At 47.1% G+C, this 17,983-nt stretch carries 19 protein-coding genes; 8 read left to right on the plus strand and 11 right to left on the minus strand.

Annotation, left to right across the window (positions count from 1 at the left end; translation table 11 throughout):
- Positions 1-236: 236 nt before the first annotated feature.
- Together IQ257_RS04410 and IQ257_RS04415 are read right to left on the minus strand one after the other, a co-directional pair.
- Complete coding sequence (locus IQ257_RS04410; RefSeq protein ID WP_193877511.1) at positions 237-1,037, minus strand: DUF928 domain-containing protein; 801 nt, start codon at positions 1,035-1,037, stop codon at positions 237-239.
- A 23-nt stretch (positions 1,038-1,060) separates the two neighbouring features.
- Positions 1,061-1,894 carry a DUF928 domain-containing protein gene (locus tag IQ257_RS04415; protein ID WP_193877509.1) on the minus strand — a complete coding sequence of 278 codons (834 nt, stop codon included), beginning with the start codon at positions 1,892-1,894 and terminating at the stop codon, positions 1,061-1,063.
- Between the two features lie 76 nt (positions 1,895-1,970).
- Here IQ257_RS04415 and IQ257_RS29770 point away from each other — a divergent pair, with 76 nt between their 5' ends.
- Positions 1,971-2,147, plus strand: coding sequence for a hypothetical protein (locus IQ257_RS29770; RefSeq protein WP_193877507.1), 177 nt, complete (start codon positions 1,971-1,973; stop codon positions 2,145-2,147).
- 45 nt (positions 2,148-2,192) lie between these two features.
- On the opposite strand, the gene IQ257_RS04420 is transcribed toward IQ257_RS29770, so the two are convergent.
- Complete coding sequence (locus IQ257_RS04420) at positions 2,193-3,050, minus strand: DUF928 domain-containing protein (protein ID WP_193877505.1); 858 nt, start codon at positions 3,048-3,050, stop codon at positions 2,193-2,195.
- Positions 3,051-3,255: 205 nt separating this feature from the next.
- Here IQ257_RS04420 and IQ257_RS04425 point away from each other — a divergent pair, with 205 nt between their 5' ends.
- Positions 3,256-4,932 carry a transglutaminase-like domain-containing protein gene (locus IQ257_RS04425; RefSeq protein ID WP_193877503.1) on the plus strand — a complete coding sequence of 559 codons (1,677 nt, stop codon included), beginning with the start codon at positions 3,256-3,258 and terminating at the stop codon, positions 4,930-4,932.
- A gap of 140 nt (positions 4,933-5,072) precedes the next feature.
- Positions 5,073-5,846, plus strand: a complete 774-nt coding sequence (gene hisA / locus IQ257_RS04430; protein ID WP_193877501.1) for a 1-(5-phosphoribosyl)-5-[(5-phosphoribosylamino)methylideneamino]imidazole-4-carboxamide isomerase — start codon at positions 5,073-5,075, stop codon at positions 5,844-5,846.
- On the opposite strand, the gene IQ257_RS04435 is transcribed toward hisA, so the two are convergent.
- The gene (locus IQ257_RS04435; RefSeq protein ID WP_193877499.1) at positions 5,823-6,653 is read right to left on the minus strand and encodes a pantothenate kinase; all 831 of its coding nucleotides are present in this window, start codon (positions 6,651-6,653) and stop codon (positions 5,823-5,825) included. The genes hisA and IQ257_RS04435 overlap by 24 nt on opposite strands.
- A gap of 194 nt (positions 6,654-6,847) precedes the next feature.
- Between IQ257_RS04435 and glgX the strand changes: the two genes are divergently transcribed.
- Together glgX and IQ257_RS04445 are read left to right on the plus strand one after the other, a co-directional pair.
- Positions 6,848-8,971, plus strand: coding sequence for a glycogen debranching protein GlgX (gene glgX / locus IQ257_RS04440; RefSeq protein WP_193877515.1), 2,124 nt, complete (start codon positions 6,848-6,850; stop codon positions 8,969-8,971).
- A gap of 165 nt (positions 8,972-9,136) precedes the next feature.
- Positions 9,137-9,274 carry a photosystem II reaction center protein K gene (locus IQ257_RS04445; RefSeq protein ID WP_193877497.1) on the plus strand — a complete coding sequence of 46 codons (138 nt, stop codon included), beginning with the start codon at positions 9,137-9,139 and terminating at the stop codon, positions 9,272-9,274.
- A gap of 131 nt (positions 9,275-9,405) precedes the next feature.
- On the opposite strand, the gene IQ257_RS04450 is transcribed toward IQ257_RS04445, so the two are convergent.
- Positions 9,406-9,969 carry a glutathione S-transferase family protein gene (locus IQ257_RS04450; protein ID WP_193877495.1) on the minus strand — a complete coding sequence of 188 codons (564 nt, stop codon included), beginning with the start codon at positions 9,967-9,969 and terminating at the stop codon, positions 9,406-9,408.
- 12 nt (positions 9,970-9,981) lie between these two features.
- On the minus strand, positions 9,982-10,446 hold the full coding sequence (locus IQ257_RS04455) for a hypothetical protein (protein WP_193877493.1): 465 nt from the start codon (positions 10,444-10,446) through the stop codon (positions 9,982-9,984).
- A gap of 515 nt (positions 10,447-10,961) precedes the next feature.
- On the opposite strand from IQ257_RS04455, the gene IQ257_RS04460 reads away from it, so the two are divergent.
- Positions 10,962-11,666: a tetratricopeptide repeat protein gene (locus tag IQ257_RS04460; RefSeq protein WP_193877491.1), complete on the plus strand. Its 705-nt coding sequence runs from the start codon at positions 10,962-10,964 to the stop codon at positions 11,664-11,666.
- Between the two features lie 74 nt (positions 11,667-11,740).
- Here IQ257_RS04460 and IQ257_RS04465 read toward each other — a convergent pair whose 3' ends face one another.
- On the minus strand, positions 11,741-12,133 hold the full coding sequence (locus IQ257_RS04465; RefSeq protein ID WP_193877489.1) for a hypothetical protein: 393 nt from the start codon (positions 12,131-12,133) through the stop codon (positions 11,741-11,743).
- A 345-nt stretch (positions 12,134-12,478) separates the two neighbouring features.
- On the minus strand, positions 12,479-12,574 hold the full coding sequence (gene psaM, locus IQ257_RS04470) for a photosystem I reaction center subunit XII (RefSeq protein WP_193877487.1): 96 nt from the start codon (positions 12,572-12,574) through the stop codon (positions 12,479-12,481).
- Positions 12,575-12,774: 200 nt separating this feature from the next.
- Between psaM and IQ257_RS04475 the strand changes: the two genes are divergently transcribed.
- On the plus strand, positions 12,775-13,467 hold the full coding sequence (locus IQ257_RS04475; RefSeq protein WP_193877485.1) for a TerC family protein: 693 nt from the start codon (positions 12,775-12,777) through the stop codon (positions 13,465-13,467).
- Positions 13,468-13,520: 53 nt separating this feature from the next.
- Here the strand turns inward: IQ257_RS04475 and ndk are convergent, their stop codons facing one another.
- Positions 13,521-13,970 carry a nucleoside-diphosphate kinase gene (ndk, locus tag IQ257_RS04480; protein ID WP_193877483.1) on the minus strand — a complete coding sequence of 150 codons (450 nt, stop codon included), beginning with the start codon at positions 13,968-13,970 and terminating at the stop codon, positions 13,521-13,523.
- Between the two features lie 94 nt (positions 13,971-14,064).
- Positions 14,065-15,336: a lipid-A-disaccharide synthase-related protein gene (locus IQ257_RS04485; RefSeq protein ID WP_193877481.1), complete on the minus strand. Its 1,272-nt coding sequence runs from the start codon at positions 15,334-15,336 to the stop codon at positions 14,065-14,067.
- A 723-nt stretch (positions 15,337-16,059) separates the two neighbouring features.
- Here IQ257_RS04485 and IQ257_RS04490 point away from each other — a divergent pair.
- Entirely contained in the window at positions 16,060-16,743 is a 684-nt protein-coding gene (locus tag IQ257_RS04490; protein ID WP_193877479.1) for a Uma2 family endonuclease, read from the plus strand.
- A gap of 129 nt (positions 16,744-16,872) precedes the next feature.
- Here IQ257_RS04490 and IQ257_RS04495 read toward each other — a convergent pair whose 3' ends face one another.
- Entirely contained in the window at positions 16,873-17,553 is a 681-nt protein-coding gene (locus IQ257_RS04495) for a PEP-CTERM sorting domain-containing protein (RefSeq protein WP_193877513.1), read from the minus strand.
- Positions 17,554-17,983 lie beyond the last annotated feature (430 nt).

Here is a 17,983-nt window from a genome sequence, read left to right on the forward strand (position 1 = left end):
GTGGGGAGTGGGGAGTAGGGAATGGGACTGTACCTCATGTAAATGAGAACCGCTATATATCCTTTACGCAAATGATTGGAATATCGAGATCGAGGTAGTCTTTTATGGGTTCTCCCGATTGTATAGCCAATATTTCGGTAATCGATATTACTTCGTTACGCTCAAAGAGATAAATTTTCTCCTCCTCTCCCTCATCAAGAGAGCGGCGGGTTACAAGTTTCTGCCACGCTGGTGAGCTAGTAAGACGATGACAATAACTCTTCGGGAGTTGTTAAATCCGATACCAGTGACTCTTGAATCAAATCACTCAAATTAGCAGCATTCAGAAGCTTAACCCACTGATTCGCCACCTTTGAATCACCGGGATTGTTGCGGCGCTGCTCCACCAACTTTGCCAAGGCATCGTGCCAAATTTCCGCGTCGGAATACAGGTCAACTTGTTGTTCTGGTGATGCTTGTGCCAGTTGGGTGGCAAGGCGTGGGTCAAGTTCTACCCGTCTTACCCACCCTTCTACGACAAGATCTTTTGACCGTTCGTTAGATTGGCACATCACCGAAAACGACCACTTATAATCCTGACCAACTTTCAACGGCGCTAATCCGACTTCAGTCGGTAGGCTGAGGGTAATAATACCTGACTTGCCACTGCTGTCAAACGTAGTTTTGTAGATTGGATTGTCTTCTATATCCTCCAAGACAAACTCCACAGGCAACGTCGTCCCAGATGATGACGCAGGCATATAGACAAAGAATGTAGGATATGCGGCTACTGTTGTTCCAAAGTTATTGCTGGGAACTAGAGCTTTGAGTGCCTTGCCATTAACCGGACAACTGTCAACAGGACTTCGCGTTCCTCCTGGTTCAGTACGAGTGGGGGCGCCGATGCCTGCTGGCGGTTTATATTCTTTGGCTTCCCAAGTTTGGGGAATTCCTTGGGCAAGGAGAACTCGGGGAGTTTGTAGAAAAGCCAAACCCCCGGCAAGGAGTACTAGTTGTATCGAGAGAGCTAGAGAAAACTTGCGAAAATGGAACCGCATATCTACCCTACAAGTATTATTGATTAGTTGTTAAAGGTTCTGGTGTCCTGAACTACAAAGTCTTCAGATAGTTCATTTAGCCCCACCGAGTTGATCAGTGTGTTCCAAGCCTCGGTCAGATTTGGATCGTTGGGGTTGGTGCGCCGCAGCTCGATCAGAGTACTCAAGGTTTCATACCAAAGTCGTTCATCTGCATAAATAGCCACTTGTTGGCGAGGATCTGCCTGTTCAAGACGACGTGCCAACATCGGTTCGGGTTCCACTCGTTTGAATCCGCCATACACATCATAATCGCCCCCTCTGTCTGTGCGATCGCACATGAGTGTTAACTGCCAAGTATACTCCTGACCGATTTCTAGAGGAGGGAGACCACCAGAAGCAGGAAGGGTTAGGCTCATCATGCCGGGAGCACCGATAACCAATTCCTGGTCGAAACCATCAGCCCCTTTTTCCGTGTAATGGGTGAAGGCATACTGGGTCGAATAAATCTCCTGCTTTTTGGCATCCCGCAACACAAACTTTACCCCCCAAGCTGTTGTTTTGGGCAGATACCAAAATACAGTAGGATACTCTGCTACCGTTGTTCCTATCCCAGAAGGTGGAACCAATCCAATCAGAAATCCATTATTTTGAGCGATACAGGGGTTCCGCGAGGCACCGCCTTCTCTATTAATAGCAATGGGTTTGTCTGGATCTGGATTAGTTGGCGGAGTGAAATCCCATCGAATGGGAATCTGGCTGCTAAGAGGAGGAGGCTCCAATTGAGCTTGTACCCGTGCGGGGATATGGAAAGCAATCCCTAGCACCAAGGCTACAGTCAGCCTTGTGAAGTATGATGAACGTGTGAACCAAGCCATAATACAACTGTATTTGTAGTGTAAAATAGAGTCTTTGTCTTAAGAACTCAGAACAGAAGCCCGCGTTCCAATAAGGATGATTCAGTCTAGCAACAATCAGGTTGCGGCAAGCTTCTGCCTGGATACTTACATTTTAAGAGGCATTAGCGGTATCGCTACCGTAAGCGTCCACTCTTATCTAAATCTTCATTTGAATTCAGCCACCCTAAAAAAAATTAATGCCGTACCCTGCCAGAAGCAAGTTACAGCATGAGATCAGTTCTAGTTTTCCCTTGAGGTTTACATTCCCATGGGAAACCTAGTTACTGTTCACTAAACCGCTGGTTTCATCGATTCTTGGTTGTTCTCCAATGACATCTTCTAACCCTGGTTGTTTGGAAATGACCTCTAGTTTCACTGAATTAAGCAGCTTGTCCCAAGCCTGTGCCAGCTCTGGATCTTGAGGAGAATTTTGGCGGAGCCTCACCAACGTCTTGAGCGTGTCATACCACATTCCCTCTTTGGCATAGAGTGCCATTTGCTCTTGGGGAGTTGCCTGTCGAAGTCGTGATTCGAGAACTAGGTCCCGTGAGGTTCGCTGAATTCCGCCACCGACAACGACATCGGCTGACCGATCTAGGGGATCGCAAACCAAGGCGAGCTGCCAGTAATAGTCCTTATTGGTCTCTAAAGGCGGTAAGTTAGAAAAGGAAGGAAGGGTCAAACTCATGATACGGGGAGTGCCACCCATGTCGTTCCCTGACTGATCCAAACTATACTCGACCCTGTAAATATCTCGGGCGTCAGCATCTTGCAACACAAACTCCATTGTTGATGCACTGGTTTGGGGCATATACCAAAAAACAGTGGGATATGCCGCCATAGTTTTGCCTATTCCTGGCGTTTTATTCATTCCTGACTCAGGAACCAATGCTACCAGCGACTCATTCGTCCGAATGCACTCTGGACCTCTGGTTGCCCCGCCCTCTCGATTCACTGAAACCGGAGCGGAATCAGGGTTTTTGGGGGGAGTAAATTGCCATTGATCAGGAATCTGAGAGCTAAGGGAAGCCGTTCTGAACTGAGCTTGCACCTGTTTAGGCAAATACACTGCCAGACCTAGTGTCAAAGCTACAGTCAGAATTGTTAAGCGTGATGAGCGGGTGAACCAAGCCATGATGAAATACCTGCTCGTAGAACCGAGTCTTTACAGTTTAATGATGTCAGAACAGAAGATAAAGTTCCAGCATGAGATAGCAATTTATATGATAATCAACTTCGTCCGACAAAGATCTGCCTTAGTATTGATATTCTAACTTGAAGTATGGGCAGTATCGGCACTTTCGTTTCCATTCTTATTTAAATCTTCATCATCGATGAGCATGATTCCTGATTCAGCGTTCTCTGTTTTACCCAAACCCAAGTCGTTTGGGACGATTAGACCAATTGGAGCCTCTGCCTTACAGGGTATAGCATTTTGGGGGGAAACACTGGTCGCTATTGATGCTACGAATGGCTATCTGCTGCAAATCGATCCGCTCAACGAGAATACCAAAATTTTGAACTCTTCCCGCGAGTTGGATTTTGTCGATGCCAGTGGTTTGGCAATAGCAGGAGACACCCTATGGTTGACCTGGCAAAAAACCGTTTACTTTTGTCAGCTCAATGGTGATTTGAGCCTTCAGCCCTTTGTTACTCTGCCCTACACCGCCGATGGCGTTGCCGTCAAAGAATCAACCATCTATATTACCTGCCAGAAAGTTGGATATATTTTGATTTACAGCCGCGATACAGGTCGCGAGATTACACGATTGTACGCCCCAGGGATTGGCGTTGAGAACATTGCAGTACGCGATGAGGAACTATGGGTTTCAGATCGAGAAGAACAAACCATTTACTGCCTCGACCGAGCAACAGGAAACATCCAATTCAGCCTGCTGACTCCTTTTGAGAACCCTACTGGTTTGGCATTTTACCGAGACAAACAGACGAATCAAGATACACTCTACGTTGCCTATGCCAGTGAGGAGCCTTACATCCGAGATAACCCTAATGCCCAACCCAACTACGAATTGCAATTTCGCGATCGCACCTTCATCCACCCCCTTTATTTTCGCGCCGATCCTGAGAATCGTTACACCCTTTCCACCGGTTATTTAATCGAAATGTCCTACGTCGAAGAACTTTCCCCCCTCGAAGAGGTGGAATTTAAAGACGTGGAATGGCGCATCGCCCTACCCTCAGAAACAGACCGTCAAAAGGTGAGAAAAATCGAATCCGTCGGACTTCCCTTTACCGAAGAAATCCAAGGGGATCAGCGAGTCGCCGTCTTTAAATTCGACACCCTAAAACCGGGCGAACGCCATTTATTTGGCTGGAAAGCGCTGCTGGAAGTCTGGAGTATCAAATACCGTCTAACCCCGCGAGACGTGGAAAAATTGACAGAATTACCGCCAGAGTTTCAAGAGCAGTATTTAGTGGATGATGATGAGTTAGCCATGGAAACAGACATCATTCGCCGCGCTGCCCGCGAAGCAATCGGCACCGAAACAAACCTGCTGCGGAAAATGTACAGCATTCGTAACTATGTCTATGACAAACTCTCCTACGGAATTAAACCGCATATTGATACTCCCAATGTTGTCTTAGAACGGGGAATTGGCTCCTGCGGTGAATATCTGGGCGTATTGCTAGCGCTGACACGCCTTAACGGAATTGCCACTCGCACCGTCGGGCGCTACAAATGTCCTCCCCATCCTGACAAACTGGGCGTCCCCTTAGAACCTGACTTCAATCATGTTTGGCTAGAATTTTACGTGCCAGGTGTTGGCTGGCTACCGATGGAATCCAATCCGGACGATACCGTTGAAGGGGGTCCCTACCCAACTCGATTTTTTATGGGTCTGGCTTGGTATCATGTGGAAATTGGCAAAGGTATTTCCTTTGAAACTCTCAAAAGCCAAGGGAGTTTGGTGAAAAAAGAAAATATTTCCATTGGTGAGTTAGCCATCAATCACGTCCGGTTCAAAATTTTAGAGGAATTGTCGCCAGAAGGTTAACCTTAATACTGAGTTGCGTTCAAAGAGGTAATTTTCAAGGGATGAAGAGGAACGGGGAGAGACTATTGCCTGTCTGAATGCAACTCCGTATTAGTAGATAAATATCTAGCCGTTTTTTTTGGTGAATTGGGAAATCAGCAATGGATGTAATTCCAGCAATTGACTTACTAGAAGGTCGCTGCGTGCGGCTGTATCAAGGAGATTATGAGCGATCGCAAGTATTTAACGACAACCCCGTTGATGTTGCCAAGCAGTGGGTTGACCAAGGAGCGACGCGGCTACACGTTGTAGATTTAGATGGGGCAAAAGTCGGTCATCCAGTCAACACCAAAACCATTGATGCCATCGTCCAAACTGTGGGCGTACCCGTGCAAGTTGGGGGCGGATTGCGCGATCGCATGGGTGTTTCTCAACTGCTGACTATTGGCGTTGGGCAGGTGATTTTGGGAACGGCTGCCGTGGAAGACCATCCCTTAGTCAGCCAGTTGTGTGCAGAATTTCCAGGAAAAATCATAGTCGGAATTGACGCTCGCAACGGACGAGTAGCCACTCGCGGTTGGTTAGAAACCTCAGAAGTTGCTGCCACAGAACTGTCCCAGCAGATGGCTCAGTTAGGCGTTGCTGCCATCATTTATACCGACATTCACCGAGACGGCACCCTCACCGGACCTAACCGAGATGTCCTCAGAGAACTTGCCAGAAACATCTCTGTCCCCATCATTGCCTCCGGTGGCGTTAGTTCAATTACCGATTTGTTGAGTCTGCTGGCACTCGAACCGATGGGAGTCACGGGTGCGATCGTCGGTCGCGCCCTCTATACTGGCGATGTTTCTCTTAAAGAAGCGATTCAAGCCGTCGGTGCCGGACGCCTTCAGGACGTTCCCCCAGATTTAGGATTTTCGACCTTTGCCTGATGCAGTAGTAAAGGCATCTTGTCTGTACACTGACCGAATTCCCCAAAAAATTAAATGAGGATCGGCAATTAACAGATATCCCAGATCAGGATACTGAGCTTGCCAATACCTCAATAATAGGTTATAATCACCGCCAGTTATGGCAACTTGACTCCCCCGAAACCGACTCTGCCAATCACCAATAAAGTCTTGAACCCCCGCCAGTACGGTGTAAATTACGCCACTCTCAATCGCCGCAGGAGTCTGCATTGCCCAACGGGAAGGGAGTTGAGGCGGGAGTTGGGTAGTAGGTAACGCTGCCGTCCGTTGTCCTAAAGACTGCAACTGCAACCGTAATCCTGGTAAAATCGCGCCCCCCATGAGACGGCGGTGCCTATCCACACCCGTAAACGTCAGCGCCGTACCTGCATCAATGACTAGCATGGGATAACCATAAGTCTCCCCCGCTCCCAATAAAGCCAAGGCGCGATCAATTCCCAAAGTGGGATACAGTCCTGACAGGGGTAGGTGGTCGAGACTGATGATACGGGTTGCTGGGTAGGCTTGCCATAGTTTTGTCTGCTCTGGTACGACTGAAGCGAGATAGAGCGGAGGAGACAGGCAAGATTTCTGTAGTACGGGCGGAAAAAGTTCGGCTGGCATGACACCAGATACCCAGCACTGGATTAGCTGTTCTACTTGTTTTTCAGGGAAATAGTCAGTATCCCAAGCCTCTTGCAGAGTGCCATCAGCAAACCAACCCCAGTGCAGACGGGAATTGCCAATCACTAATGCAAGATAGCTTTTGTTCACAGCGATCGCATCCATACTAGCCAGTAGTTTACAACATCAACATCTCTCGATAGCATTCCAATGTTAGGAAGGTAGGGAACGCACTCTCCAACGAACCCTTGATCCTGGGAACGTGCAAATGCGATAACGAGGTAATGACTAACCTCATGGATCAGGAGAAACCCTGCAACCTTGAGGATGTCATTATGATGGATTGGGAGGTTTATACCATGTACGTACCAGTCTGGCCCGGTAAAGCTTATCCCTTAGGAGCAACCTGGGATGGCAAAGGCACAAACTTTGCCCTGTTTAGCGAGAACGCAACAGGTGTCGAACTTTGCTTATTTGATAGGGAGAATCGGGAGACACGAGTCGCCTTGACCGAAATCAGTAACTTCGTCTGGCACGGCTACATACCGGGAATAGGAGCAGGGCAGCGGTACGGTTTCCGAGTTGATGGACCTTACGCTCCCCAAGAGGGGTATCGATTCAACCCCAATAAACTTGTAATTGACCCCTATGCTAAGGCGCTGGATGGAGATATTCGCCATGGGTCGGAGAACCTTGGCTATCGTTGGGATGATCCAGAAAAAGATTTGATCTTCTCCGAGTTCGATAATGCCCACTTAGTTCCCAAGGCTGTCGTGATTGATGAATCCTTTGACTGGGAAGGCGACCAACTTCTGCGAAGACAGGCTCACGAAACGATCATCTACGAAACTCACGTCAAAGGATTTACTAAACAACATCCAGATATTCCCAAAGCCCTACGCGGCACCTACGCAGGATTGGCTCATCCGGCAGCGATTACCTATCTCCAATCTTTGGGTATTACAGCCGTAGAATTGCTCCCTGTCCATCACTTCTTGACCTATCCCGGTCATTTAGTTGAAAAGAGCTTAACTAATTACTGGGGTTACGATTCCATCGCCTATTTTGCCCCCCATGCCAGCTACAGCGCTAGTGGCACTCAGGGACGGCAAGTGACTGAATTCAAAGAGATGGTCAAGGCGTTACACAAAGCGGGTATCGAGGTGATTCTAGATGTGGTCTACAACCATACCGGAGAAGGTAATCATCTCGGTCCTACCCTATCCCTGCGGGGTGTTGATAATTCAGCCTATTATCGGTTGCTGGAAGATGACTCTCGCTACTACATGGACTTTACCGGGTGCGGCAATTCCTTGAACGTGCGCCATCCCCAAGTTTTGAAGTTAATCATGGATAGCCTCAGGTATTGGATCTTAGAAATGCACGTCGATGGTTTTCGCTTCGACTTGGCATCAGCACTGGCGCGAGAACTCTATGAGGTGGATACCTTGGCAGCCTTCTTTGATATCATCCATCAAGATCCGGTCATTTCTGATGTAAAGCTAATTGCTGAACCTTGGGATGTGGGTGAGGGAGGCTATCATGTTGGGAAATTCCCCCTGTTGTGGTCAGAGTGGAATGGCAAGTATCGGGATACAATCCGAGACTTTTGGCGGGGTGAAGATAGCAGTCTCGCGGAATTTGCCTATCGCTTTACGGGTAGCTCTGACTTATACGAATCCAATGGACGGCGACCAAATGCCAGTATCAATTTCATTACTGCCCATGATGGGTTCACCCTCAACGATTTGGTTAGCTACAACGAAAAGCACAACAAACCCAATGGCGAAGATAACCGGGATGGGGAAAGTTACAACCGCTCCTGGAATTGTGGCGTTGAAGGAGAAACCGATGACCCAAAAATCATCAAGTTGCGAAATCGACAGCGGCGTAACTTTCTAGTTACTCTCATGCTTTCCCAAGGCGTACCCATGATGCTGGGCGGGGATGAAATGGGGCGAGGGCAAGGGGGCAATAATAATGCCTATTGTCAGGATAATGAGGTTTCTTGGTTCGATTGGAATTTGCAGGAGGATAACGCGGCGCTGCTTGACTTTACCCGGCAGCTCATCTATTTTCGCCGTCAGCATCCAATCTTTCAGCGACGCAAGTGGTTTCAAGGTCGAGCCATCCACGGTTCTAGTGTCCATGATATTGGTTGGTTCAATGCCGATGGGGGTGAGATGACGGAGGAGCAATGGCACGATGGATTTACCACGGCAATTGCCATCTTCTTAAACGGTGAAGAAATTGCCACGCGGGGGGATCGGGGAGAACGGATTATGGATGATAGTTTTTTCCTGTGCTTTAACGCCCACTACGAGATGCTAGAGTTTATCCTCCCACCTGGACTGCAACATCGGGAGTGGGAAGTTATCATCGATACCACTCAGCCACTTTTTGTAGACGGGGAGATTTGCTACAAAGGGGATAAACCCATACCCATGACAGAGCGATCGGTTATGGTATTGCGCAGAAGGTAAACACTATAGATGGCGGATTAGATAACAAATCCTGACATCTGGAACTTTAAAGCTGATCAGCCCCAAAAGTCTTGTTGGATACACTAACACCTGCTCAGTGGTAACAGGGTTCATGTTAAGATCCATTTCAATTCTGAAAAGTGTGTTGGAAAGGAAGATTTAGGTATGGACGCTGCACTGTTATTGGCAAAACTGCCGGAGGCTTACTCCATCTTTGATCCCATCGTGGATGTACTCCCGGTTATCCCGGTTTTCTTCTTGCTATTAGCCTTTGTTTGGCAAGCTGCTGTGGGTTTCAGGTAAATCCCAAGTTCCTCATTCCGAATAAGAAGGACATCTAGTACTAGATGTCCTTCTTTTTGTGATATGACGGTTCTCACGCTGAATGGAGTACACTCATCTATACTCGTGACTCCTGTCTTGTTTCTAAAGAATTATCCTTTATTCGCGCTGCCAATCGTTTTCTGAAACGCAGGTCGCTCTGAGAGACGTTTGATATACTCTACAACCTCTGGATAGTCGCTCAGGTCAAGCTTCAACATAATTGGGATATAAGCCAAGACTGAGCCAACTGCCACATCCGCTGCTGTGAAGTCATCTTCGAGTAAAAATGACTGCTTCTCGAAAATCTGATTCAATGCCGTCATCAACCGGGGCATTTCCCGTTCCCGATTGGCTTCTACAAAAATTCCTGGACCGAGTGTGGCATTAGCGAATAAAATCCACTGGTTAATTGTGGCTTGTGTCTCTACTGATATCGGTGTCTTGCCATACTTTTGAGCCAGATAGAACAGAATCGCCCCAGACTCCCAAAGCTGAAAATTGCCATCCACAATGGCTGGGACTTTCCCTAGAGGATTAATTGCCAGATAGTTGGGTTGTCGATGTTCACCCGCTTGCATATCTAGCAAGACAAATTCGTAGGGAACTCCCAGTTCTTCCAAATACCATTGGACAATTGAAGCCCGACTCCGGGCACCACCGTAAAGTTTTAGCATTGCAGTAGGGATCTAAAGAACTTTGTGAGTGTACTCGTGTTGCTTAACATCGTCTTCCTTACGAACTACTCGTGTCTGATTTAGCACCCGCTTGCGTTCGGTGGAGTAGTTGAAGTCAGTGCGCATCGTTCCCAAGGGAATATGGGATTGTGCTTCAGTCCGAATCTTGTAGGTACGGCATGCCGCGATCGCTCGTTCGGCAAAGTCATCACAAAACTGAGTTGCTGGGGGAAACTCAACGGGGAGTTGAGGGATTTCCTCACCCATTACCTCACCCACGGTGACACCGCGAGCCATAGAATAGGAGGTAGGGATTCCTTTGAGGATAGCTTCTAGAGCGGCTGAGGGGATGGGTTCGAGAATGTTTACTTCATGAACTTCACCCTCTTCTTTTAAAAAGCAGGTGGCTAAACCAACAACCAGGTAGTCATCGGTTGAAACATCAGGAGCATTCTTCAGGGACATTGCAGCTACCATAAGACAATTTTTTGTTAACGATTCCAAACCACGAGAAATCCACAGCTTTGGTTGCATTTTACCAGTATCTTTATCCAGTTCGGATGAGAATGGCTTCCCGCCAGTCTCCTCTTTGAGTGGAGTTGGGGAAACCTACAGGGGTGGAAGAGTACTAACCAAACTGTATCCCTCGCCACCCACTGAATAGGTGCAGCGAATTGCGGAAATTATATTTCCATCTACGACAGGGACTATTCGCTGTGTGTGGCAATTTCTAAAGCGTTACCCAGGAAGTGGATGTTCAAAACCTAGGGAAGATGTGTGAGTAGCAATATTTTCGTTAAGCTTTCAGGAAAGTCACCAAACCCTACTGTAGATCCTTTAAGACCATCCAAAACTCTCTGGATGTAATTTGGGGAGTAATTTTTGAAGATGTGAAGACGCCTTAGGAAGTGACACATTCATACCAGCCAGCGGGGTGCTACTAGACGTAATGTGGATTGTAGATGGGTCGCAGGTATTGTTGGAGGACTATTATGAAGAGCCATACATTTGTCAATCGGCAAGACCACAATAGAAAGTGGTCTCCTATGCCCCGCAGGGTTCCCGGTTATTTACCATCTGTCAAACTGGCACCTAGGCAAAATCAAACCCTTTCTGTTAAAAGCCTGCGTGCCTCAGCTCAACGCAAAGCGAAACAGGGGGATTACAACGCCGCCCTCACGCTGCTAACTCAGGCAATCCAATGCTATCCCAACCGTGCGATTGATTACAACAATCGAGGGTTGATTTACTTTCAAATGGGTCAACGGGAAAAAGCGATCGCGGACTACAACCGAGCGTTGCAACTCAATCCGGACTTAGATAGTGCCTACAACAATCGTGCTAACTACTACGCCTCTACCGGACAACTCGCAAAAGCCCTTGGCGATTATGAGAAGGCACTCGATCTTAATCCGGGTAACGTCCGCACTTGGATTAACCAAGCTATCACGTTCCGGGAATTGGGATTGTATGACCTAGCCCTGGAAAATCTGGATTTGGGCTTAATCTTAGGATGTTTACAAGACCATATCTATGCCGAACGGGGGCGTACTTACCACCTGCGGGGCGATTGGAATTGCGCGATCGCTGATTATCAACGTGCCTTAGATGAATTGTCACTATCAGGGAATTCGAGTCGCTTGTATCGGAAAGTTGAAACGTGGATGAATCAGCTTCTAGAACCCCTGTGTGCCTAAACGAATTCTGTATAGTCGGGTTAATTAGTCCTCAGCCTGTAGAGTGGACTAAGGACTCAGGGATGCTCAACTGATCAATTATCATCAATGATGCCCCGATCTTCCCAGACAATTTGGCGCTGAGTTGGGTCAACCCGATAACTTTGCTCGTGCATCACATTTTTAGCTTGACCTGGGTCAAATGAACGACTGAAATCAGCTCGCAAGTCTTTCACCCTTGTCTCAGTTCGCCTCACTTCTGCTCGCACTTCTCGCAGCTTGCCTTGCTGGGACAGGTGATAGGGCAACAGTTGGCTCAACCCAGTGATCGCGGCAGCACACAACACCAGATTTACCGTTAATTTAGCAGTCGTTTCCCCGACAATGGCTTGGTAAGAATGATGCTGTTGGCGGCGTTGAGTCCGAGGAACCATCCGGCGGGGTGGCAAGGGTTGCCGATTGGATCGGGTGGGTTGAATGGCATTCATCTAAATAAAACCTCGCAGTTGAAAACCACGCCCTTTTAGCTTCTGGAGGAAAATAAGGGTTAAGACTTTAGTCACCATCCCCCTGGCATAAAGAGCGTGTACGGTACGCACACCACCAAATAATACTGCTGTTTTCTACCGAACAAAAATCGGAGTCAATAGAAATAGAGCCTATCTGAGCCAGTGGCACGCCCATGTTACCAGATAAATTACAGCCGTTGCCGTGATTATCCGGGAAAATTGAGCGACCCACTGAAAGCGAGACAGAAGCAGTGCAATCGTGCTGTTTGCTCTAAGTTCTCTGCCTGCCGCAGATAAGCTCTTTCGTCCTGTGGGCTGTTGGAACTACTTGTAGAGTTCCGTAGCTAGCCGGAAGGCTAGGATGCCAGGAATCAAGGCTAAAACTAGAGCCACGAAGACTTGAGTATCCGAAATTGTCATGATTGCAAACTCCTTATTTCTAAAGATGAAGGGATCGCCAATTCTTTATCCCCTATAGTCTACTGGCTGTCGTTGACTTTTGAGCAGAAAATCCTGATGACAGGTTAAGATTAGTTAAGACAGGCGCAAATTCAAGTTTGCACCAGCAGCTTGCGCAATTAAGAATAATTGGCAACGTTACGGTTTGAAATCAATATTTAATGCTAGATCAAGTTTTTAACTCCCCGTTCAACGTCGGAATAGAAGCTCCTTTGGTACTCCTGGTTCTGATTGCACTGGAAGCGGTGCTATCAGCGGATAATGCGATCGCTCTGGCAACGATCGCTCAAGGGTTAGAAGGTAGCCGACTTCAGCGCCGTGCGCTTAACTTCGGCTTGGCAGTCGCCTATATCCTGCGCATTACCCTAATTCTTACAGCGACTTGGGTCGTGAAGTTTTGGCAGTTTGAACTCCTAGGAGCTGCCTATCTGCTTTGGTTAGTCTTTGAACACTTCACTTCTGAGGAAGATGAAGAACATCACCATCACGGACCTCGCTTTACATCGCTATTGCAGGTTGTTCCCTTAATTGCCATTACCGATTTGGCGTTCTCGTTAGATAGTGTCACAACAGCGATCGCTATTTCTGATAAAACCTGGCTCGTTCTCACCGGGGGCACCATCGGCGTGCTCACACTGCGGTTTATGGCAGGGTTGTTTATCCGCTGGCTAAAAGAATATGCCAATCTTGAGGATGCTGGCTACATTACAGTGGGTTTGGTAGGATTGCGGCTCTTAGTCAGGGCACTTAGCCCGGAATTGGTGCCGCCCGAATGGTTGATGATTACCGCTATTGCTCTAATCTTCGCTTGGGGCTTCTCTAAGCGTATCGATAAGGATGTTGAAAGGAGCTGAGACGTTCTATTTGTAGAGACGTTTTACACAACGTCTCTACGGCGATTAATAACTTATTCGTAGATCCAAGGGGTCAAGCTGGGTTGCCAGTTGGCTACTTCCTCATCCTTAAACCAGAGCTTAATCTCCTGTTGCGCCGTTTCTAAGGCGTCGGAACCGTGGATCAAGTTACGACCCACTGTCACCCCATAATCACCGCGAATCGTCCCCGGTTCAGCATTGAGGGGGTTAGTCGCACCAATAATCTTTCTGGCTGAGGCAATGATACCCTCTCCTTCCCAAACCATTGCCACAACAGGACCTGAGGTAATGAATTCAATCAGTCCGCCAAAAAAGGGTTTGCCTTTGTGAACCGCGTAGTGTTCTTCCGCCAGTTCACGGCTGACACTCATCAGCTTAAGTCCAACTAGGGTAAAGCCTTTGGTTTCAAACCGCTGGATAATTTCACCCACCAGATTGCGCTGGACGCCATCCGGCTTGACCATGAGAAATGTTCTCTCCAAGTTTTTCTCCTCAATGTTTGCAAGAATCACCAAACACAGATTAGACCAGAAATTGGTTCTTCGCCCAAAGATTAATAAAGAATTTGAGCATAACTTAAATTGCAAAACGCTCCATCAAGCAGGTAGCAAGGCGGCGAGCTGCTCCAGGTTGACCCATTCGTCGGCGACCACTTTCAGCAATAAGCTGTAGGCGATCGGGATCGCGCAATAATTTCTGGATTGCCTCTGCTACTTTATTGGGTTGTTCTACTGCCATTAACGAGGGACCTAACAAACGCGACTGTGCTTCGGCAAAGGCAGGAGTGTATTGGGGTCCCTTACCATGAATGGCGATCGCAGGTTTTCCCAAGCCAACAAACTGTTCGGTTGCTGTTCCTGCCATGGCAATACAGCAGTCACCGTTGAGTAGGCAGAGGTTGTAGTCATCTTGGCTCAAAACTAGGGTGGCATTTTTTTTAGTAAAGGTGAGTGTTGTAGGGTCATTAAACTGAAGGTTGGATGAGATAGATTCGGGAGATTGCTGACGCCAACCTGAAATTTCTAGAACTTCTCGCAACGGGTCAAGACTTAAAGAGGGAGCAATGGCACCCAGAAATAAAAGCGATCGCTCTTTGAAGGTATTAAGTAACCCAGACACAGCTTGCACGATTAGCTGCCAATTTTCGTAAGCTTCTGGCACTCTAGAACCAGGCAGCAGGGTAACAATCATGGGTCGCTGCATTTCTTTTTGTTCGGCGTTGGGTTCGTAAAAGATGGGTTGGGGATTCTCTGGCTCAATTCCATCCATCATCGGATTACCCATATCAAAGGCAGGAATCGACCACTGCGATAAGAGTTTCGTGGTAAGCTGATCTCTGGGAAAAACAGCTTTACAGCGTTTCCGGCTCATCAGCCAGCGTTCCCATGGCAGGTATACCGAACCCGACCAACCTTCCCGGCGGGAGCGATTGGGCAACCAGCCTGCTTCATCCCGCAGGTAGTATTCTGATTTAGCCGTGCCGACAAAGACGTAGGGCGCTCCACTTGCCCACGCTAATAGCAAAGGGACGATATCCCCTACTGCCAGAATCACACCGCCTTTTTTTGCCCAGCGACGGACGGCTTTGAATTGCGTCCAAGTCAGTTGCAGCAAACCGCCGCGCAAATCTCGCAGAAGCTGACGCCCTTCCATGTAGATAAAACCGCCGGATGGCATTGGCTGAACAGGTCCAACAATGGGAACATCTAATTGGCGGTAAGCGGTTCCTTCACCCACCAGGGGCAACGCTGCCAGTTCGGGTGCAGCCGGGTGACGCTGCAATTCCTGCAAAATTCGGACGGCAATGACATCTTCTCCGTGACCGTTGCTCAGACATAGCAACTGCATAGTTGGTGATGGGTTCTGTTTTGAAATACCAATACAACTTTACCGGATAGAGGAAGTTGGTGGTGTGCTTTATCCTTCAACATTGCCACCTCGCAATCTGGCAAGAAAACAGAATTTATCATTCAGACTCTGATTGGGCAGAGTAATCGCACTTGAAGAAACCAAGCTGGATGCCTAGCCGATTGGCGATCGCAACTAAAATGAGGACAAGAATACTCAAAACACAGGGGACACAGAATGCAGACGCAACTCATGGTTCAACCTTCATCGTTGATATCTTCTGGCATCCAGTTGAGAGGAGACAGATAACCAAGATATATTAATTGAGTCGCTCAATACCCTCTCAGTTAATTGTTGTCTTTATTCTTCTGCTTTTTAGCAAACTATCCGTAATATCCATTCGGATAAACTGGGCAGTAGTTGTATTGAAGTTAAATACTTGGGTAGTGTCAGTGCCCAACTCAAAATTTTGAAGAAAAGAACCTATTGTAAAGTTGTGATGAAGCGACAGGGCTAAAATCATAAATTTTCATCGCCATAACCATCGTGTTGATTCAAGGTTTAGAGATAAACCTTGAATCAACACCGCTAACCTATGTTCAAAACCCGCCCTTAATCCTTGGCATCTCACCCCTCACCCTTATGCCAAACATTATTTATAACCGTCATCGCACAACGCTAAAATGAACGTAACCGTTAGCGATTAAAATTAAAGCGTGTCAGATGTCAATTAGTCCCACCATTTCTCCTCCTCCCCTAGAAAGTGGCGATCGCCTCACACGAGTAGAATTTGAGCGTCGCTATCAGTTAATGCCAGACAACAAAAAAGCGGAGTTAATAGAAGGAGTGGTTTACGTGGCTTCACCCGTTCGTGCCAATCGTCACGGTAAACCCCATGCCAAAATAATCACCTGGTTGGGAACGTATGGGGTGGCGACACCGGGAGTTGATGTGCAGGATAATACTACAGTCTGTCTGGATGCCGATAACGAACCTCAACCGGATGCTTTACTGCGAATTGAACCGGAAGTAGGAGGGAATTCTCGGATTACTGAAGATGATTATATTGAAGGCGCACCGGAGTTAATTGTGGAAATAGCGGCTTCGAGTGCCTCTTATGACTTAAACGATAAACTGAATGCCTATCGTCGCAATGGTGTCCAAGAGTATATTGTGTGGCAAAGTTACGAAAATCGCATTGATTGGTTTCGCTTAGAAGAAGGACGATATGTTTCCGTAGAACCCGATGAAGCGGGGATTATTCGCTCTCGTATTTTTCCGGGATTATGGTTAGCGGTAAATGCATTGCGCGAGGGAAATTTAGCTGAGGTTTTGGCAGTGTTGCAGCAGGGAGTACAGACAGCGGAACATCAGGCATTTGTGCAGCGTTTGAATCCGCAGGGGTAATTAGGTATGTCATCCAAAAAACTATTTCAATTTCACTCATCATCGGGAATTAAACCAAGACAAAAGTCTCCCCTTCCAGAGAGACAGATAACGAGGATATATTAATTGAGTCGCTCAATACCCTCTCAGTTAATTGTTATCTTTATTCTTCTGCTTTTTGGAATTCTTTCTATTGAATAACGCACCAAAGCCTAGAGCCGTGGCAGAACCGAAAATAGTCATAGGTTCAGGAACAGGTTCAGGCGTAACGTCAGCCGTCTTAAACGCAACTTCGCCAATTCCTGTGCTAGAAGAACCATGATTACTCAGAATATCCATCTGGATAAATTGGGCGGCGGTGGGATTAAAATTGAATACCTGGGCAGAGCTGGGTTGAGACTGTGTATTAGCATTAAAAGAACCTAAACTCATGAAACTGCCAGCATTTCCAGTAGAAGAAGCCAATAACTCGAAGTCTGATACGCCAAAAGAGGGATTTCCTGAAAAATTCCATAACGCCATCCCTTCCAGGTTGAGAACATTGCCAAAATCGAATGTCACCGATCCAGTGGCATCAGAAGAAATCCAATCTGTTCCTGGTGCAGAAGTGTGTGTGGGATTTCCTGACAAATAAGTATCAAAGGCAGTCACACCAGTGGTATACCCAACGGACAATCCAGATTGGTCAATACTATGAACTAAAGGAAAGTTTTCTCCCATATCTGTTGAAGCCGATTGAGGTTGAACAATTGAAGTGGCTTCAGCTTGAGTAATCGCTCCCAGTGCCATAACTGTAGCGCCAACGGTAACAAGAGATAATGATTTCAGCATGGTTTAATTAGATGATTTCGTTTGCTTGAGCAGTTAATTTGCTTCAATAAATAAATCATGACCTACCCCCCCCCGATGGTGTAAAGATGTATTTTGAAACTTTACAGAAACTTAAAATAATTGAAACTTAAAAATTCATCAGGCGTATAAATGAATTGTGAAATGGCAATCCTGAGAGAATAAGGGTTTCAGGGTCATTTCTGTTCACAAATCATTTAAACTAACGGGAAATTGTTTAACTCGTTTTATAAAGTTGTGATGAAGGAACAGGGCTAAAATAATAAATTTTCATCGCCATCGCCATCGTGTAGGGGCGGGTTTAGGGTTAAACCTTGAATCAACACCGCTAACCTTTGTTCAAAACCCGCCCTTAATCCTGGGCATCTCACCCCTCACTCTTATGCCAAAGATGATTTATAACCGTCATCAC

The organism is Coleofasciculus sp. LEGE 07092, assembly GCF_015207375.1.
GTDB lineage: Bacteria > Cyanobacteriota > Cyanobacteriia > Cyanobacteriales > Coleofasciculaceae > LEGE-07092.

Bases quoted from the DNA above. Each gene is read 5' to 3' on its own strand.
- IQ257_RS04465 (WP_193877489.1), bottom strand. From the start codon at position 12,133: ATGAATGCCATTCAACCCACCCGATCCAATCGGCAACCCTTGCCACCC.
- IQ257_RS04435 (WP_193877499.1), bottom strand. From the start codon at position 6,653: ATGGATGCGATCGCTGTGAACAAAAGCTATCTTGCATTAGTGATTGGC.
- IQ257_RS04475 (WP_193877485.1), top strand. From the start codon at position 12,775: ATGCTAGATCAAGTTTTTAACTCCCCGTTCAACGTCGGAATAGAAGCT.
- hisA (WP_193877501.1), top strand. From the start codon at position 5,073: ATGGATGTAATTCCAGCAATTGACTTACTAGAAGGTCGCTGCGTGCGG.
- IQ257_RS04450 (WP_193877495.1), bottom strand. From the start codon at position 9,969: ATGCTAAAACTTTACGGTGGTGCCCGGAGTCGGGCTTCAATTGTCCAA.
- IQ257_RS04460 (WP_193877491.1), top strand. From the start codon at position 10,962: ATGAAGAGCCATACATTTGTCAATCGGCAAGACCACAATAGAAAGTGG.
- IQ257_RS04455 (WP_193877493.1), bottom strand. From the start codon at position 10,446: ATGGTAGCTGCAATGTCCCTGAAGAATGCTCCTGATGTTTCAACCGAT.
- IQ257_RS29770 (WP_193877507.1), top strand. From the start codon at position 1,971: ATGATTCAGTCTAGCAACAATCAGGTTGCGGCAAGCTTCTGCCTGGAT.
- IQ257_RS04410 (WP_193877511.1), bottom strand. From the start codon at position 1,037: ATGCGGTTCCATTTTCGCAAGTTTTCTCTAGCTCTCTCGATACAACTA.
- IQ257_RS04485 (WP_193877481.1), bottom strand. From the start codon at position 15,336: ATGCAGTTGCTATGTCTGAGCAACGGTCACGGAGAAGATGTCATTGCC.
- psaM (WP_193877487.1), bottom strand. From the start codon at position 12,574: ATGACAATTTCGGATACTCAAGTCTTCGTGGCTCTAGTTTTAGCCTTG.
- IQ257_RS04445 (WP_193877497.1), top strand. From the start codon at position 9,137: ATGGACGCTGCACTGTTATTGGCAAAACTGCCGGAGGCTTACTCCATC.
- IQ257_RS04490 (WP_193877479.1), top strand. From the start codon at position 16,060: ATGTCAATTAGTCCCACCATTTCTCCTCCTCCCCTAGAAAGTGGCGAT.
- IQ257_RS04425 (WP_193877503.1), top strand. From the start codon at position 3,256: ATGATTCCTGATTCAGCGTTCTCTGTTTTACCCAAACCCAAGTCGTTT.
- IQ257_RS04420 (WP_193877505.1), bottom strand. From the start codon at position 3,050: ATGGCTTGGTTCACCCGCTCATCACGCTTAACAATTCTGACTGTAGCT.
- IQ257_RS04415 (WP_193877509.1), bottom strand. From the start codon at position 1,894: ATGGCTTGGTTCACACGTTCATCATACTTCACAAGGCTGACTGTAGCC.
- IQ257_RS04495 (WP_193877513.1), bottom strand. From the start codon at position 17,553: ATGCTGAAATCATTATCTCTTGTTACCGTTGGCGCTACAGTTATGGCA.
- glgX (WP_193877515.1), top strand. From the start codon at position 6,848: ATGTACGTACCAGTCTGGCCCGGTAAAGCTTATCCCTTAGGAGCAACC.